Below are 16214 nucleotides of genomic sequence, written 5' to 3' on the forward strand. Positions count from 1 at the left end.
CACGGCTCAACGAGCCGGGGGGACCGGGGTGCTCGTACGCTGCGGGGGCCTAACTCGTACGGAGCGCCCCGGGCGGGCCGCGGTCATGGCGTGCGGTGCGGCGGCCCCGCCACGGTGGGCGCATGACGCATTCAGCAGACGCCGTGGACACCGTGAGCGCCGCGGATACCGCGGGCACCGGGGTGCCGCTCGCCGGAGACGTGTTCGCGGTGCGGTTCAGCTCCACCCACCGCGGCGCACGCCTCGCCCGCCTCCTCACCGCCGAGCAGCTCGACGCCTGGGGCGTCCCGTACGGCAGCGGGCCCGCAGAGGCCGCGGCACTGGTCGTGGCCGAACTGGCCGCGAACGCGGTGGTGCACGGGCGCGTACCGGGCCGGGACTTCGAGGTGCGGCTGACGCTGGAGGGCGACGTGCTGCGCATCGCCGTCTCCGACGCGCGGGGCGAGCGGCTGCCGGTCCTCGCCGAGGCGGCGGAGGACGGGGAGTCGGGGCGCGGCCTGCACCTGGTCGCCGCCCTCGCCACCGCCTGGGGCACCGAACCGCGCCCGCCGTCGGGCAAGACCGTCTGGGCCGAACTCCGACTCCGGGCGCCGCTCGCCGGAGACGTGTAGCATCTGCCGACTACGTGACGGTTCGTCATATTGATCATTTTTGGCCGGTTCCGGGGGGATGGTATGGCAGCGGACGCATTGAAGGCCGCGAAACTCGGTGCGATCGGGACGATCTCGGCCGCCGTGGTGGGAGCGCTCATCGCCGGCGTGTTCCAGATCGCCTCGGCGCAACTCGGGGGCGGCGACAAGAAGTCCGACTCCGCCCCGCCCCCGGCGTCGGCCGCCCCCTCCCCGGAGCCGGTGCCCGGCCAGGAGCCGTCCCCCACCCCCGAGCCCGCTCCGAGCGACACCCGGTCCGGTGAGCCGGCGGACGGGGGCGGCGGCGGAGGCAGCGGTGGGGACGGGCGCTCCGAGCGCGGGTCCGGCCCGGCGGACCCGCCCCCGGCGGAGGCGGAACCGCCGACGGTGCGGTACCTCGGCGACATCGAGGGCACGCGCCACAAGAGCGCCACGCTCGTGCACGAGGGCCGGCAGCGCCGGTGCCCCAACAGCCTCATGATCGCGGCCCACCTCTTCCAGAGGACCAAGTCCCTGGAGTACGCGATCGAACCGGACTGGGACACCTTCCGGGCCGTCGCCGGGATCGACACGGCCCCGCCCTCCGGCAACCGGATGCGCTTCACCGTGTACGTGGACGACCGGCAGGCCGCGGTCCGCGAACTGTCCGACCGGGAGGCGGTGGAGATCGATGTCCCGGTGGCGGGAGGGAGCCAGCTGAAGCTCGTGACCGAGACGATCGAGGCGGGGGAGGTCCCGAAGGGCGGGTACGGGGCGTGGGGGGACGCCCGGTTCACCCGGGGGGAAGGCCCGCACGAGGGGTGCTGACTCCCCGGCGCCGCCTCCCACCGCGCCGCCCCGCCAGGAGGACCGGCGGGGGCGGCGCGGTCCGGGTGACGACGCCGGAGGGAGGGGCGGGCCTCAGCGGCGGGAGCGGCCGCCCGCCCAGCGGTCCAGCCAGGCGAAGGCGTCGTCCTGCATCGCGGGCGTGAAGGTGTGGCCCAGGCCGGGCCGGACCTCGGTGTGGAGACGGTCCCCGGCGCCCTGGGAGCGCCAGACGGCCCGCATCTTCCGGTAGGCCGTCTCGACTCCGGCGGCGGTGAACAGCGGGTCGTCCTCGCCGTCGGTGAAGTACATCGGCTTGGGGGCGGCGATGCTCGCCACATCGGGGATGTCCAGGTGGCGCGGGAGGCCGGGGTGGAGCATGAAGTAGGCGGACTGGCCGCGCAGGGTGTTGTTGCCCGGCACCATCATCTCCTTCAGGCCCGTCATCCAGCAGGCGGAGACCGCGGCGCGGACGTGGTCGGAGAGGGCGGCCACCTGCCAGGCCCGGTACGCCCCCATGGAAAAGCCCAGCGCCGCGATCCGGTCGCCGTCCACCTCGGGCAGGGAGGCGAGGAGGGCCGCGGCCCGCTGGTCCTCGCGGGCCATCAGGCCGGCCGGTGAGGAGCCGAGGTTGAACAGGTTGCTCGCCAGGGCCTGCTGCCCCTCGTAGGCCAGCCCGAAGCGGTCGCCCCAGCCCAGGGCGTCGACGGCGAGCACGGCCCAACCGCGCCGGGCGAGTTCGTCGCCCACGAAGCGCCCGCCGAAGTGCCGGTCCGCCCAGGCGAGGGCCGAGGGGAGCCTCGCCTCGTCGTACCAGGGCCGGACGAGCTTCTCCTTGCCGATGTCGAACCTCGCGCCGTGGTCGTGGAGCAGGAGCACCGCCGGGAAGGGACCCCTGCCCTTCGGCAGCAGCATCGTCGCCCGCACCCGGCTGTACCGCGTCACGTTGAAGAGCACGATCCGGCGGCGGCAGCCCCCGCCCGGCCGCTCGTCGACGACCTCCGCGTCGAACGGGGTGTCGTCGGCCGGGTGGACGAGGTGCTCCTCGACCGTGGCGCGGGCGGTGCGGCGCCAGGTGGGGAAGTCCCGGATCGGGGAGGTGCCCCAGGCCAGGGGGAAGGCCAGCTCGTCCCGGAGCCGCCGGTGGAAGGCGGGGAGGTGGTCGCCGGCCAGGCCCGGGGACTCGAAGCCGGCGGCGTCCGGCCCGGTGGACGGCCCGGCGTCCGGCCCGGTGGGCGGGGGCGGTTCCGCGGCGGCCGGGCCGGGCCGCAGGTACGCCGGTGCGAGCGCCGCCAGGGCGGTGAAGGCCCTTCTCCTGATCCGTGCCATGCGCGTGTCCCTCGGCCGGGGGGCCGCCCCCGCCCACCGGTCCGGACGCCGGAGGGGGCCGGGAACCGGTGGACGCGGGGGCGGGAAGGTCGCGGTGGAACCTAGTGGGGGGACGCCTTGCGAGCAAGGGCTTTCACAGAGATTCCCCGGTGTCCCAGGCGGTGACGAGCCGTCATGTCGCGGGGTTGCGCACAAGCGTTTGCGATGCGGGGCCGACGGTTTCCGGGCCGTCGGCCCCGCCGGGCTCACCCGCGGTAGGCGGCCTCGATGTCCTCCAGGACCTTCTCCATCGCGTACGGACCGGAGCTGCTGCTCCACACCTGGCCGTCGACGCCGCTGACCCGGCCGCTCTCCACCGCCTTCAGGCGGGTGAACGACTCCTGCTTCTCCGCGGCCTCCAGGGCCTTCTCGCCCTCGGCGTTGAGGGTGGCGACGAAGATGCGGTCGGCGTCGATCCGGTCGAGGTTCTCCAGGGAGAGCGGGTCGGAGTGGGGCGCCTCCAGCTCCCGCGCTATCGGCATGATCGTGACCCCCGCCTCCTTCAGCAGGTCGCTGGGCATGTTGGCGGCGTTCATCACCAGCGGGCCGGAGGGCATCCAGCGGACCACCACGGCCGTGCCGGGGTCGCCCCCGCCGGCGGCCCCGGCGGCGCGGTCCAGGAGGGCGTCGAACTTCTCCTCGAAGGACTCCTTCTCGCCCAGGGCCTCGGCGTAGGTCTCCAGCGGCTGCCGCCAGCCGTCGTTCTTCGGGACGACGGTGGGCGCCACGGCCTTGAGGGCCTCGTACTGGGACTTCTCCAGGTTCGGTGCGGCGAGGATCAGGTCGGGCTCGGCCTTGAGGACGGCCTCGATGTTCGGCTCCCGCACGGTGGCGACCAGGGGGACGGACCGCGCCTTCTCCCCCAGGTAGCCGGGGGCGCTGTTGCCGCCGCGGGCGCTGCTCGTGCCGACCGGTTCGACGCCGAGGTAGAGGGCGGTGTCCAACGACGTGTCACTGAGGGTGATGACGCGCTGGGGGTCGGCCGGGACCTCCACCGCCCCGTAGGCGGTCTGCACCGTGCGGCCGGCCTGCGCGCCGCCGTCCGCGCCCTCGTCACCGGAAGCGGAACCTCCGCAGGCGCTCACCGCCATGATCAGGGCCGAAGCCGCCAAAGCGGGGGCGGAACGATTGATTCCGGGCAGGGCGAAGCCGGGCATGATGCGCCTCCTGGGGCGGGGATGGTGCCAGCGATGGAGCTTAGGCTAACCTAACCGATGCATCGACCATCAAGAGGTTCCTGTGACGTTCCGTAAGCTCCTGCTGCGCGGCCTGCTCCCGGCCGCCGGCGCCCTGCTGGTCACCGCGGTGGCCGGCCTGCTCGTCGGCGCCGGGGACGTCGGGCCCGCCCGGGCCGCCTCCGTGCTCCTCGGCGGCGGCGACGCGGACGCCCGCTTCACCGTGCTCCAGCTGCGGCTGCCGCGCACCGCCGTGGCGGTCGCGGTCGGCGCCGCGCTCGGGGCGGCGGGCGCCGTCCTGCAGGCCACCGCGCGCAACCCGCTGGCCGAGCCCGGGCTGCTCGGGGTGAACGCCGGAGCGTCCTTCGCCGTCGTCCTGGCGATCGTGCTCGGCGCGAGCGCCGCGACCGTGGGCCCCTACGTCGCCGTGCTCGGCGCGGCGGCCGGCTGCCTGCTCGCCCTGGGGGCCGCCCGGCTGCGCGGGGCGGGCGACGACCCGGTCCGGCTGGTCCTGGCCGGCGCGGCGTTCAGCGGGATGGTGGGCGCGGCCTCCTCCGTGCTGCTCCTGGTCGACCAGCGGGCCGCGGACGAGATCCGGTTCTGGACCGTGGGGTCGGTCGCCGGGCGCGGCACCGAGGAGTTCCTCGCCGTCCTGCCCGTGCTGGCCGCCGGTCTGGCCGCGGCCGCCGCGGTGAGCCCCGCCCTGTCGGCGCTGGCCCTGGGGGACGACGTGGCCACCGGGCTGGGCCACCGCCCGCGCCGGGTGCGCGCGGTGGCCGTCTCCTCCGTCGCCCTGCTGGTCGGCGGGGCCACCGCCGTCGCCGGTCCGATCGCCTTCGTCGGCCTGGTCGTGCCCTTCGCCGCCCGCGCCCTGGTCGGCCCGGGCCTGCGGCGGCTGCTGGCGGTGTCGGTGCTGCTGGGGCCGGCCGTGGTCCTGCTCGCCGACGTCGTCTCGCGGCTGGTCGTCCGCCCCTACGAGATGCCCCTGGGCGTGATGACCGCGCTGTTCGGCGCACCGGTCCTGGTCGCCGTCGTCCGCTCCTCGAGGATGCCCGCACTGTGAAGACTCCGCCGAAGACCCCGCCGGGGCCGCCCGCCGCGCCGCACGGCCCGGCGGCCGGCAGGGGATCCGTCCCGCGGCCGCGCCCGCCGCGCGGACCGGCCGCGCCGCCCGTGCCCGCCGCGCCGCCGGGCACGTTCCGGCTGGCCGCGGGGGGCCTGTCCGTCCTCGTCCCCCGCCGTCCGCTGCTCGCCGGCGCCGCGCTCGCGGCCGTCCTGACCGCGGTGGCGGCGGTGTGCCTGTCCGTGGGCGAGATCGCCGTGGCGCCGCCGGACGCGCTGCGCGCGGCGGTGCTGGGCACCGGCAGCCCGCGCGACCTGCTGGTGGTGGAGGAGCTGCGCATGCCCCGCGTCGAGGCCGGGATCGCGGTCGGCGCGGCCCTGGGGGCGGCCGGCTGCCTGATGCAGACCCTCTCGGGGAACCGGCTGGCCACCCCGGACACCGTGGGGCTGAACAACGGCGCGACCGCGTTCGCCGTCGCCGGGATCGTCGCCGCCCCCGCGAGCCTGCTGCCGTCGGCGACGGCCCTGACCGGTGCGGCCACGGCCGCCGTGCTCACCCTCGTCCTCAGCGGAGGGGCCGGGCAGCGCGGCTACCGCTTCCTCGTGGTGGGGCTGGGCGTCGGCGCGGTCTTCGGCGCGGTGGCGAACCTGATCCTGGCCCGGGCGGAGATCGACGCCGCGAACGCGGCGTTCGCCTGGACCGTCGGCACCCTCAACGCCCGCTCCCAGACGGCGGTGACGGTGCTCCAGGCCGGGCTGCTGGTCTGCCTGCCGCTCGCGGTGGTCCTGGGCCGCCGGCTCAACGCCCTCCGCTTCTCCGACGCCGTCGCCACCGCCCTGGGCGAGCGGGTGCGCCCCCTGCGCGCGGCGGTGCTGCTCACCTCCGTCGTCTGCGCCGGACTGGCCGTGGCCGTCGCCGGTCCGCTCGGCATGATCGCCCTGGCCGCGCCCGAGGCCGCCCGCCGCCTGACCGGCCCCGGGCCCGTGCCCGTGCTGGCCTCCGCGCTCGCCGGAGCCGTCCTGACGCTCTCGGCCGACCTGGTCGGCCGGACGGTGCTGGCGCCGCTGGAGATCCCCGCGGGTCTGGTCACCGCCGTCGTCGGGGGCCCGTACCTGCTGTGGCTGCTGCTCACCACCCGTACCAGGAGGACACCGTGAACACCGTGGCCGAGGCTTCCCGGCTCCAGACCAGGTCCCTGACCCTCGCCCACGGCCGCACCCCCGTGGTGCGGGAGCTGGACGTCGAGCTGCCGCCGCGCCGGGTCACCGCGATCGTCGGCCCCAACGGCTGCGGCAAGTCGACGCTGCTCGGCGGACTCGCGCGGCTCCTCGCGCCGCGCGGCGGCTCGGTGCTGCTGGACGGCCGGGCGCTCGCCTCGATCCCCACCCGGGAGGTGGCCCGCACGATCGGCCTGCTGCCGCAGTCGGCCGCGGCGCCGGACGGGCTGACGGTGCGCGACCTGGTGCGCCACGGCCGCCGCCCCCACCAGGGGCTGCTGCGCCAGTGGTCGCGGGCGGACGCCGAGGCGGTGGAGGCGGCGCTGGACGCGGCGGACCTGCGGGAGCTGGCGGACCGTCCGCTGGAGACGCTCTCCGGAGGGCAGCGGCAGCGCGCCTGGATCGCGATGGCCGTGGCGCAGGACACCGACATCCTGATGCTGGACGAGCCGACCTCCGCCCTCGACATCGGCCACCAGCTGGAGGTGCTGGAGATGGTGCGCTCCCTGGCCGCCCGGGGGCGCACGGTGGTGCTGGTGCTGCACGACCTGACCACGGCCTGCCGGTACGCCGACCACGTGCTGGCGATGCTGGACGGGCGGATCGTGGCGCGGGGCGCCCCGGCGGACGTCATGACGCCCGACCTGGTGCGCACCCTGTACGGGGTGGAGAGCACCATCCTCACCGATCCCGTCCACGGCACTCCGGTGGTGTGCCCCACGGGTCTGGCGGCCGCCTCAGCGGCGCCCTGATCCGCCGCCGCGGGCGCGGTGCGGCGCCCCGCCCGGCCGCACCCCGTACTGGGGCGACGGCGAAGGCGGGGAGGCGCGGTGGTGCCCGAGGCGGTGCCCGGGGGGAACGGGCCGTACGACGTCCTGGTGGTCGGGGGCAGCGGGGTCGACACCGTCGTCCGCGTCGCCTCCCTGCCCGTCCCGCCGGCCGCCGCACGTCCTTCTACGACGGCCGCGACCCGGCCGGCCTGCGCATGCCCCGGGAGTTCCACCTCCCCCACCTGCGGCGCGCCCGCCACGTCCACCTGTGCATCCCGCACTTCGCCCGCTTCCTCCACAACGACCTCGCCGGACTCGGCGTCCCCGTCTCCACCGACCTGCACGACTGGGACGGGGTGGCCGACCACCACCGGGAGTTCGCCCTCCGCTCCGACCCGGTCTTCCTCAGCGCGGCGGGCGCGGGCGAGCGCACGCCGGAGCTGATGCGGGAGATCCTGCGCGAGGGCCGGGCGCAGACGGTGGTCGCCACGGCGGGTGCGGACGGCGCCCACGTGCTCACCCGGGACGGCGGCCCCGAACCGCGCCACGTCCCGGCCGCCGTCCCGCCCGGGCCGGTGGTGGACTCCAACGGCGCGGGCGACGCCTTCGCCGCCGGCTTCCTGTACGGCAGGCTCACCGGCCGGGACGTGCCGGAGTGCGCCCGCCTGGGCGCGGTGGCCGGGGCCCACGCCTGCACCGCGCCGGGCGCCGCCGCCTTCGCCTCCGCGCAGGCGCTCCTGGCGGCGGCCGGGCTGCCGGGCGGTCCGTGACCGCGCGGCGGTGGTACCGGGCCGACCGGGGCCGGGGCCGGGGCGGGGGCCGTCCGGTTGTCGGCGGTGTCCGCTTGGATGGGCGCATGACCGTCCACGACATCGCCCGGCGCCTGCCGGACATCGCCGCGCTGCGCGACCACTGCCGCGCCCTGGCCATGGCCGAGGCCGTCCTGGAGCCGGAGGGGTCCTACCGCCGCCACCACTTCGCCGCCCACTGGTCCCGCACGGAGGAGCTGGCCTCGATGGAGACCGGTTCGGGGGACGAGTACTCGGTCGTCTTCTCACCGGCCGGCGCCTGGGTGCGCGGATTCGACCACGAGTCGCCCATGAGCCCCTACGTGGACGACCGGCCGTGGCCGGGCGTGCTCGACGAGGTCCCGGAGGTCTTCCGGCGGTACGTCGGGGAGCCGGCGTTCCGCGGCGAGGACGGGCTCCCCCACGTCACGGCCTGCCTGTGGCGGGAGCGGGGGGACGGCGCCTGGCGGGCGGGGACGATCGCCTTCCCCGAGGGCGCGGACGACCCGGACGGCTCCGCGTACCTGTTCGGCCTGCTGGTGGACCGCTCGCCGGAGGCGTTCGCGGACTTCGCCCGGGACTACTACGGCAGGCCGGTGGACCCGGCGGCCGTCCGCCACGTGCTGGCCCTGCGTCCGCTGACCGACGAGGCGGTCGCCGCCCTGAACCCCGCGGCCACGCTCGCCGGGCTGGCCGGGCACATCGCGGCCATCGGCTACCCGCGGGCCCGGTAGGGCCGCCCCGGCGGGCGGGCGTTCCGGCCCGGCCCGCCCGGCGAACGGGCGGACCCCCCTTGCCGCCACCGGACGGCCCCCGTTATCGTCACTTTGACATTTAAGGAGGTCGTCGCGTGGACGACGTCGCGGACCTGCTCGCCCCCCTCCAGCAGCCCCTGTTCACCCTGCTGGACACCCCCGTCTCCTGGACGGAGGTCCTCGGTTTCGGCAGCGGCGCGCTGTGCGTGTGGCTCGTCGCCCGGCAGCACATCGCCAACTGGCCGATCGGCATCGCCAACAACCTGTTCTTCATCCTGCTGTTCGGCACCGCCGGCCTGTACGCGGACGCCGGACTCCAGGTCGTCTACATCGCGTTGGCCCTCTACGGCTGGCGGGCGTGGGTCGCCGGCGGTCCGGAGGCCGCCGCCGGGCGGCTGCCGGTCAGCCGCACCGGTGCCCGCACCTGGTGGGTGCTGCTCTCCGCCGCCGCGGTCGCCACCGCCGCCCTGACGCTGTTCCTGGACCGGGCCACCGACTCCGACGTCCCCTTCTGGGACGCCCTGACCACCGCGCTGTCGCTGGCCGCCACCTACGGCCAGTGCCGCAAGAAGGTGGAGTGCTGGTACCTGTGGATCGCCGCCGACGTCGTCTACGTCCCCCTGTACGCCTACAAGGAGCTGTACCTCACCTCGCTGCTCTACGTCGGCTTCATGGCCCTGTGCGTGGCCGGACTGCGCGGCTGGCGGCGCGAGTTGGACGGGCGCGCGGACACCGGCCGGCCCCCGGCGCCCCCGGTGGGAGCCGCGGCGTGAGCGGGACCGCGGGCGGGCCGGGCCGGGAGTTCGGGCACGGGCTGGTGCTGGGCAAGTTCTACCCGCCGCACGCCGGCCACCACCACCTGGTGCGCACCGCCGCCGCCCGCTGCCGGCGGCTGACGGTGCTGGTGTGCGCCTCGTCCGTGGAGTCGATCCCCCTGGAGGACCGGGTCGCCTGGATGCGCGAGGTCCACCCCGACGGGCACGTCGACGTCGTCGGCACGGTGGACGACGTCCCCGTCGACTACTCCGACCCCGCCGTCTGGGACGCCCACATGGCCGTCTTCCGCGCCGCCGTCCCCGGGCCGGTCGACGCCGTGTTCACCTCCGAGGCCTACGGCGCGGAGCTGGGGCGCCGCTTCGGCGCGGCGGCGGTCACCGTCGACGCCGACCGCACCGCGCACCCCGTCTCCGGCACCGCCGTCCGCAAGGATCCGGTCGGCTGCTGGCCGTACCTGGCCGGGCCGGTGCGGGCGGCGCTGGCCCGGCGGGTGGTGGTGCTGGGCGCGGAGTCCACCGGGACGACCACCCTGGCCCGCGCCCTGGCCGGGCACTACCGGGCGCGCGGCGGGGTGTGGGGGGAGACCGGCTGGGTGCCCGAGTACGGGCGCCGGCACAGCGCGGAGAAGTACGCGCGGCTGCGGGCGGAGCGGCCCGGCGCGGCCTTCGGCGACGTGGTGTGGGAGCCGCACGAGTTCGAGCTGATCGCACGGCGCCAGCTCGCCGCCGAGGAGGCCGCCGCCCGGGTCGGCTCGCCGGTGCTGTTCTGCGACACCGACCCGCTGGCCACCACCGTGTGGTACGAGCGCTACGTCGGCGGCCGCAGCGCGGCGGTGGAGGCGGTCGCCGCCGGCGCGCGGCACGACCTGTGGCTGCTCACCGACCACACCGGGGTGCCGTTCGAGGACGACGGACTGCGCGACGGCGAGCACCTGCGCGCCTGGATGACCGGCCGCTTCCGCGCGGAGCTGTCCCGGCGCGGCCTGCCCCACCTCCTCGTCACCGGAGCCCACCGGGAGCGGCTGCGCGCCGCCGTGGCGGCCGTCGACGACCTCCTGGCCCGCGGGTGGCACCTCGCCGACCCGCTCCCCGAGCGCGGCTGAGGGCCGGGCGGGCGGGACAGCGGGGGCGGGACAGCGGGGCGGTGGAAAACGGTGGACGCAAGGCGGCCCGGGCTGCTGTCCTGACATCCCCTCCGCCCCCCGGAAGGAGCCGGTCCGTGCCCGCCGCCAGGATGCACGCCGACGGGATCGCCACCGACGCCGCGCTCGCCGCCGTCGGGCGGCGCGCCGCCGAGGAGGTGCTCGCCGAGGTGCGCGGCCGCGGGTGAGTCCCGGGAGGAGCCGGGCGGGGACCGGACGGGCCGCTCCCGCGGCCGAGCGCGGAGAACGGCATCGTGAACGCAGTCAACGAACGTAGTACGCTGCCCATGACACCGCCTGTTCGATTCGAGGGGCTCCCCACGGCCCCGCGTTCGAACAGCCCCCGCGGTGCCCCGCAGACGACCCGGAGACGCCCATGCCCCCCACACGCGCAGTCCCGGTCACACTGGCGGAGATCGCGCGGATCGCCGGGGTGGGCCGGGCCGCCGTCAGCAACTGGCGGCGGCGGCACGACTCGTTCCCCGCCCGGATCGGCGGCACCGACACCAGCCCCCAGTTCTCCCTCGCCGAGGTCGAGGCGTGGCTGCGCGCCAACGGCAAGCTCGGGGACGGCGGCGGCCGCGAACTGCTGTGGCCCGGCTTCGAGGCGCTCGGCAGCCGGGACGAGGCGGGCATGGCCATCGCCGAGGCCGGACGGCGGATGCGCGGGGGCCGGGCCCGCCCGTCCGGTCCGCACCTGTCGGAACGGGCCCGGAAACTGGCCGCGGAGGCGGTGGCCCTGGGGGAGCGCGAAGGCGCCCGGGAGACCTTCGAGTTCCTGCTGCAGCGCTGGCTGGACGTCCACGTCCGCCAGGTCAGCGCCAGCCCGCGCCCCCTGGCCGTCCTGATGGCCCGGGTCGCCCTCGCCCTCCGGCCGCCCCCGCCCGGCGCCCCGCTGACCGTCCTGGACCCGGCCTGCGGCGCGGCCCACGTCCTGGACGCCGCCGCCCGCGCCGCCGTGGAGGCGGGCGCCCGGCCGGTCTCGCTGCTGGGCTGCGAGATCGACCCGGCCCTGGCCGCCCTGGCCGCCGCCCGGCTGGCGTTCACCCAGGACGAGGGCGGCAGCGGGGACGAGGACGGGGGCGAGGACGGGCACGGGGGCGAGGACGGGCACGGGGACGGCCGGGTGACGGCGGACGTGCGCGAGGGGGACTCCCTGCGCGCCGATCCGCACGCCGCGGTCACCGCGGACGTCGTCCTGTGCAATCCGCCGTTCAACGAGCGCGACTGGGGCTACGAGGAGCTCTCCACCGACCAGCGCTGGGTGCACGGGCTGCCGCCGCGCACCGAGTCCGAACTCGCCTGGGTCCAGCACTGCCTGGCCCGGCTGCGCCCCGGCGGCACCGCCGTCCTGCTGCTGCCGCCGGCCGTCGCCTCCCGCCGGGCCGGCCGCAGGATTCGCGGGGCGCTGCTGCGCGCCGGACTGCTGCGCGGCGTGATCGCCCTGCCCCCCGGCTGCGCCCAGCCGCACAGCGTCTCCCTGCACCTGTGGCTGCTGCGCTCCCCCGACGCCGGGGCGCCCCCCTCCGGGGGCTCCGGGGTGCTGCTGGCCGACGCGGCGGCCTCGCAGCACGCGGCGTCCCGGGAGGGCGGGGTGGACTGGGAGGCCCTGGACGGTTTCGTGCGCTCGGCGGTGGCGGCCGCCTGCGGCGGGGAGGGCGGACCGCCCGACGGCGCCCGCCTGACGCCCGCCATCGACCTGCTGGACGAGGAGGTCGACCTCACCCCTGGACGGCACGTCTCCCCGGCGGCCGAGGACGGGGGGCTCCGTCTCGCGGACACCTGGCGGGAGTTCACCGGGACCGTCGACGGGCTGCGCGAGGCCGGCCGGGCGCTGGAGGCCCTGGAGCCCGTCCCCGCGGGCGGGCGCAGGCCCCCGTCGACGACCGTGGGCGAGCTCGTCCGCGCCGGGGCCCTGGTGCTGCGCGCCGGCCGGCAGCCGCCGGACGAGGCGCTCGCCCCGCCCGGCGCGCCGCAGGAGGACGTCCTGCCCCTGCTGACCGTGCCGGACCTGCTCCGGGCGGGCGGCCCGACGGGCCGGCTGAGCCGGGCGGAGGCCGCCGCACGCGGGCTGCTGGTGGCCGAACCGGGCGACGTGGTGGTGGCCGGGGTGGCCCGCGCCTTCACCGCCTGGGTCCACCAGGGGCCGCCCACCGCCCTCGGCGCCCAGCTGCACTCCCTGCGCGTGGACCCCGGGAAGCTGGACGCCTGGTTCCTGGCCGGCTGCCTGCGGGCGCCCGCCAACGGACGGCAGGCGGGAACCCACGCCTCCAGCGCCTCCCGGGTGGACGTCCGCAGGCTCCAGGTGCTCCAGCTCCCGCCGGACGAGCAGCAGCGCTACGGCGAGGTGTTCCGCCGGCTCACCGCCTTCGAGGAGCACCGCGCCCGGCTGGAGGACCTGGGCTCCCGCCTGGTGCGCGACCTCAGCGACGGCCTGGCCTCGGGCCGGCTGGCGGCCGGCGGCTGACCCCGCCCGGAGGCGGTCACGGCCCTGGTGCCGCTCTGCTCCGGAATGCCCGGGCACGCACCCGGGGCCGCGCCGCGCTCCTTCGACGGGCGGGAGGAGGCGCTGCCCGGGGCCGGCGGTCCCACCGGGGCCGTCGAGCTGAACGCGGGGACGCGGCTGGGGCCGGAGGCCGGCGGCGCGGTGCGGCGGCGGGTCCGCCGGATGCGGCGGCACGCCCTCACGGTGCGGTCGGCGGCGACGGAGGAGTTCGCTCCGGCCGAGGCTCCGGTCGATCCCCCGCGGATCGGGGGCGCCCTGCCCGGCCGTGTCGGGCGCGCACGACCCGGCGGACTTCCGCGGGATCGCCGCCCGCCCGGCGGAGCGGATCCCCGGCGCCCGCCACCTGGAGCCGCCCTGGGCCGGCCACCTGCCGAGCCTGGAACGGCCCGGCGCGGTGGCCGGCGTGCCGACGCGGTTCCTCCGCGAGACGGCCCCGCCCGCCGAGCACCGGGCACGCCCGCCGCCGCGCGCCGGGGCGGCGGGCGCCCCTGCGGAGCTAGCGGGTGGCGTACCGGTCGATCTCGGCCAGTTCCTCGTCGGTGAAGTCGAGGCCGGCGGCGGCCGCGACGTTGTCCTCCAGTTGCTTCACGCTGCTGGCCCCGATGAGCGCGGAGGTCACCCGCTCGCCCCGCAGCACCCAGGCCAGGGCCATCTGCGCCAGGGTCTGGCCGCGCCGCTGCGCGATCCCGTTCAGCGCGCGGACCTTGGCGAGGGTCTCCTCCGTGATGCCCTCGGCGGTCAGGAACGGGCTGGCGCCGGCGGCCCGCGAGTCGGCGGGGATGCCGGACAGGTAGCGGTCGGTCAGCAGGCCCTGGGCCAGCGGGGAGTAGGCGATCGAGCCTGCGCCCGCCTCGTCCAGGACGTCGAGCAGCCCGTCCTCCACCCAGCGGTTGAACATCGAGTACGACGGCTGGTGGATCAGCAGCGGAGTGCCCAGGTCGGCCAGGATGCGGGCGGCCTCGCGGGTCTGCTCGGGGCTGTAGTTGGAGACGCCGACGTACAGCGCCTTGCCCTGCCGGACGGCGGAGTGGAGGGCGCCCATGGTCTCCTCCAGGGGCGTGTCCGGGTCGGGGCGGTGGGAGTAGAAGACGTCGACGTACTCCAGGCCCATGCGGCTCAGGCTCTGGTCGAGGCTGGCCAGGAGGCTCTTGCGGGAGCCCCACTCGCCGTACGGGCCGGGCCACATGAGGTAGCCCGCCTTGGTGGAGACCACGATCTCGTCGCGGTAGGGGCGGAAGTCCCGGGCGAAGTGGCGGCCGAAGTTGGCCTCGGCGGCCCCGGGCGGCGGGCCGTAGTTGTTGGCCAGGTCGAAGTGGGTGACGCCCAGGTCGAAGGCGCGGCGCAGGATCGCCTGCTGGGTCTCCAGCGGGCGGTCGTCGCCGAAGTTGTGCCACAGCCCCAGCGAGATCGCCGGCAGCTTCAGCCCGCTGCGGCCGACCCGGCGGTAGGGCATGGTGTCGTAGCGCCCTTCTGCGGCGAGGTAGGTCATGGTGCTCCTCCGGAGGGGTACTGGGCGTGCGTGAGGGCCGGCGCCCCGGCGGTCGCAACGTTACACGCCGCGCCCGCCCCGGCCGGGCCGGTGCGGGCCGGTGCGGGCCGGCTGCCCCGCCGCGGGGAACGGTGGGCCCGACCTGGGGGAACGCGGGGCGGCGGAAGCGGCGGAACCGCACCGAACGGCTACCCGTACCGCGTCGGCGGCGGCACCTCCGACCCCGGCGGCGACGGCTGGGGCCGGGGCCGGGAGGGCGACCGGTCCTGCGTCGTGCGGGGCGGCGCGGCCGACCGCTGACGGCAGGGGCGGGCGCGCACCGGCGGGAAGGCCCCTCCCCACCCGTCCACCGGGTGGGGAGGGGCCTTCCGGTCCTCCCCGCGTCCGCCCGCGCCGCGCGGTTCACGCACCCGCGCGCGCCGCGCGGTTCACGCACCCGCGCGCGCCGCGCGGTTCAGCAGGTGCTGCGGCTGGTGTTGTGCAGGGTCAGGTTGCGGTAGGTGATGTTGGTGCCGCAGGGGCTCTCCCGCAGCGCGGTGTTGGACAGCGTCAGGTTCTGCAGGGTGATGTCCCGGTTGCCGGGGAACTCGCTGCGGGCCGCCAGCCGGACCTCCCCGCCGCCGCTGACCGTGCCGCTCAGGCCGGCGACGGTGACGTTGTAGCAGTTCTCGATCAGGATGGCGTTGCCGCCGGTGTTCGTCAGCGTCACCCGGTCGATGACGGCGCCGCCGCTCTCGGAGACGCAGAACACCCCGCGCCCGCCGCCGCGCGCGACCACCTCGCCGACGCGGATGTTGACCGGGTAGCCGCCGCCGATCCGGCCGTTGCGGTTGGCCATGCGGAAGGCCGCGTAGCCGGTGCCGGTCCCGGTGTCCTCGGCGTCGACCCTGCCCACGGTGGCGTTGACGGTGTCGTTCAGCAGCAGGCCCGAGTAGGCGACGTCGCGGGTGGTGACCGTGCCGACCGTCAGCCCGTCGACCCCGTAGGTCTCCACGCCCTGGTCGCCGGCCCCGGAGATGAAGACGTCGTCGATGCGGACGGCGCGCGAGCGCACCGACCGGTCGCCGTGGTTGTCGATCCGGATCCCCAGGCCGCCCGACAGCCGCATCTCGATCTGCCCGAGCACCACGTTGCTCACGTTGCGCAGGAAGATCCCGTACCGCGGGGTACCGGTGACGGTCAGGTGCCCGACCTCCACGTTCGAGGTGCCGCGGGAGTAGATCGGCGCCTGGTCGCCGGAGCCGGATCCGGTGACGTTGACGGTGCCGCACACGTCGATCGCGGTGTTGCTGGGCAGCGACACCCGGGTGCCGGCGCTGATCGAACCCGAACCGCGCACGACCACCCGCTCCTTGGAACCGCGGTTCGGCGTCAGGCTGTTGACGGCCGCCTGCATCGCGTCGCGCATGCTGCCGCCGGTGTAGACGGTGCTGCCGCCCCGGCGCGCGGTCCAGGTGCCGCCGCTGAGCACCGCCTCCGCGTGGTAGGCGCCCTCGCCGCAGGCCGCCATGGACACCGTGCCCGCGGCGCGGGCGTCGCGGACGGCGGCGGCCTGCCGGGACTGCTGCGGTCCGGTGCCGGGCTCCGCGGCCCCGGCCGTGGTCGCCGCCGTCGCCAGCAGCGCGGCGGACAGCACTCCGGCCGCGACGGCGGCGGCCCGGCGCCTCCTGGGGGATTCGGCGGTTTCGCTTCCCATCCCTGTTCTCCCTTCGTGGGGGGACGCCCGCCGCGG

General features: G+C 76.7%; 13 protein-coding genes and 1 pseudogene. 10 read left to right on the plus strand and 4 right to left on the minus strand.

Features of this window, described 5'->3' with window-relative positions:
- Positions 1-122: 122 nt before the first annotated feature.
- Both ACFSJS_RS14020 and ACFSJS_RS14025 read left to right on the plus strand, forming a co-directional pair.
- Positions 123-611 (plus strand): ATP-binding protein, encoded by a 489-nt coding sequence (locus ACFSJS_RS14020; RefSeq protein ID WP_380900047.1) that lies wholly within the window; start codon positions 123-125, stop codon positions 609-611.
- A 63-nt stretch (positions 612-674) separates the two neighbouring features.
- The gene (locus ACFSJS_RS14025; protein WP_380900049.1) at positions 675-1436 is read left to right on the plus strand and encodes an NPCBM/NEW2 domain-containing protein; all 762 of its coding nucleotides are present in this window, start codon (positions 675-677) and stop codon (positions 1434-1436) included.
- Positions 1437-1529: 93 nt separating this feature from the next.
- Here ACFSJS_RS14025 and ACFSJS_RS14030 read toward each other — a convergent pair whose 3' ends face one another.
- Both ACFSJS_RS14030 and ACFSJS_RS14035 read right to left on the minus strand, forming a co-directional pair.
- On the minus strand, positions 1530-2762 hold the full coding sequence (locus ACFSJS_RS14030) for a dienelactone hydrolase family protein (RefSeq protein WP_380900051.1): 1233 nt from the start codon (positions 2760-2762) through the stop codon (positions 1530-1532).
- A gap of 245 nt (positions 2763-3007) precedes the next feature.
- Complete coding sequence (locus tag ACFSJS_RS14035) at positions 3008-3958, minus strand: ABC transporter substrate-binding protein (protein ID WP_380900053.1); 951 nt, start codon at positions 3956-3958, stop codon at positions 3008-3010.
- Between the two features lie 82 nt (positions 3959-4040).
- Here ACFSJS_RS14035 and ACFSJS_RS14040 point away from each other — a divergent pair, with 82 nt between their 5' ends.
- From ACFSJS_RS14040 to ACFSJS_RS14075, 8 genes and pseudogenes are all read left to right on the plus strand, one after another.
- Entirely contained in the window at positions 4041-5039 is a 999-nt protein-coding gene (locus ACFSJS_RS14040) for a FecCD family ABC transporter permease (protein WP_380900055.1), read from the plus strand.
- On the plus strand, positions 5036-6196 hold the full coding sequence (locus ACFSJS_RS14045; RefSeq protein WP_380900057.1) for a FecCD family ABC transporter permease: 1161 nt from the start codon (positions 5036-5038) through the stop codon (positions 6194-6196). The genes ACFSJS_RS14040 and ACFSJS_RS14045 overlap by 4 nt, the downstream gene beginning before the upstream one ends.
- A 5-nt stretch (positions 6197-6201) precedes the next feature.
- Positions 6202-7008, plus strand: a complete 807-nt coding sequence (locus ACFSJS_RS14050) for an ABC transporter ATP-binding protein (RefSeq protein ID WP_465269795.1) — start codon at positions 6202-6204, stop codon at positions 7006-7008.
- Positions 7009-7193: 185 nt separating this feature from the next.
- A pseudogene (locus tag ACFSJS_RS14055) lies at positions 7194-7796 on the plus strand (PfkB family carbohydrate kinase); the annotation flags it as partial.
- An 86-nt stretch (positions 7797-7882) separates the two neighbouring features.
- A complete protein-coding gene (locus ACFSJS_RS14060) occupies positions 7883-8548 on the plus strand; it encodes a hypothetical protein (protein WP_380900061.1) in 666 nt (221 codons plus the stop codon).
- Between the two features lie 116 nt (positions 8549-8664).
- Positions 8665-9342: a nicotinamide riboside transporter PnuC gene (gene pnuC, locus ACFSJS_RS14065; protein WP_380900063.1), complete on the plus strand. Its 678-nt coding sequence runs from the start codon at positions 8665-8667 to the stop codon at positions 9340-9342.
- Positions 9339-10448 (plus strand): AAA family ATPase, encoded by a 1110-nt coding sequence (locus ACFSJS_RS14070; RefSeq protein ID WP_380900065.1) that lies wholly within the window; start codon positions 9339-9341, stop codon positions 10446-10448. Before pnuC ends, ACFSJS_RS14070 begins: the two co-directional genes overlap by 4 nt.
- A gap of 415 nt (positions 10449-10863) precedes the next feature.
- Positions 10864-12954 (plus strand): N-6 DNA methylase, encoded by a 2091-nt coding sequence (locus tag ACFSJS_RS14075; RefSeq protein ID WP_380900067.1) that lies wholly within the window; start codon positions 10864-10866, stop codon positions 12952-12954.
- Between the two features lie 535 nt (positions 12955-13489).
- Here the strand turns inward: ACFSJS_RS14075 and mgrA are convergent.
- Both mgrA and ACFSJS_RS14085 read right to left on the minus strand, forming a co-directional pair.
- On the minus strand, positions 13490-14482 hold the full coding sequence (mgrA, locus tag ACFSJS_RS14080; protein WP_380900069.1) for an L-glyceraldehyde 3-phosphate reductase: 993 nt from the start codon (positions 14480-14482) through the stop codon (positions 13490-13492).
- A gap of 454 nt (positions 14483-14936) precedes the next feature.
- Positions 14937-16178, minus strand: coding sequence for a right-handed parallel beta-helix repeat-containing protein (locus ACFSJS_RS14085; protein ID WP_380900071.1), 1242 nt, complete (start codon positions 16176-16178; stop codon positions 14937-14939).
- Between the last annotated feature and the right edge of the window lie 36 nt (positions 16179-16214).

The sequence above is a fragment of the Streptomyces desertarenae genome (assembly GCF_042681365.1).
Lineage (GTDB): Bacteria > Actinomycetota > Actinomycetes > Streptomycetales > Streptomycetaceae > Streptomyces > Streptomyces desertarenae.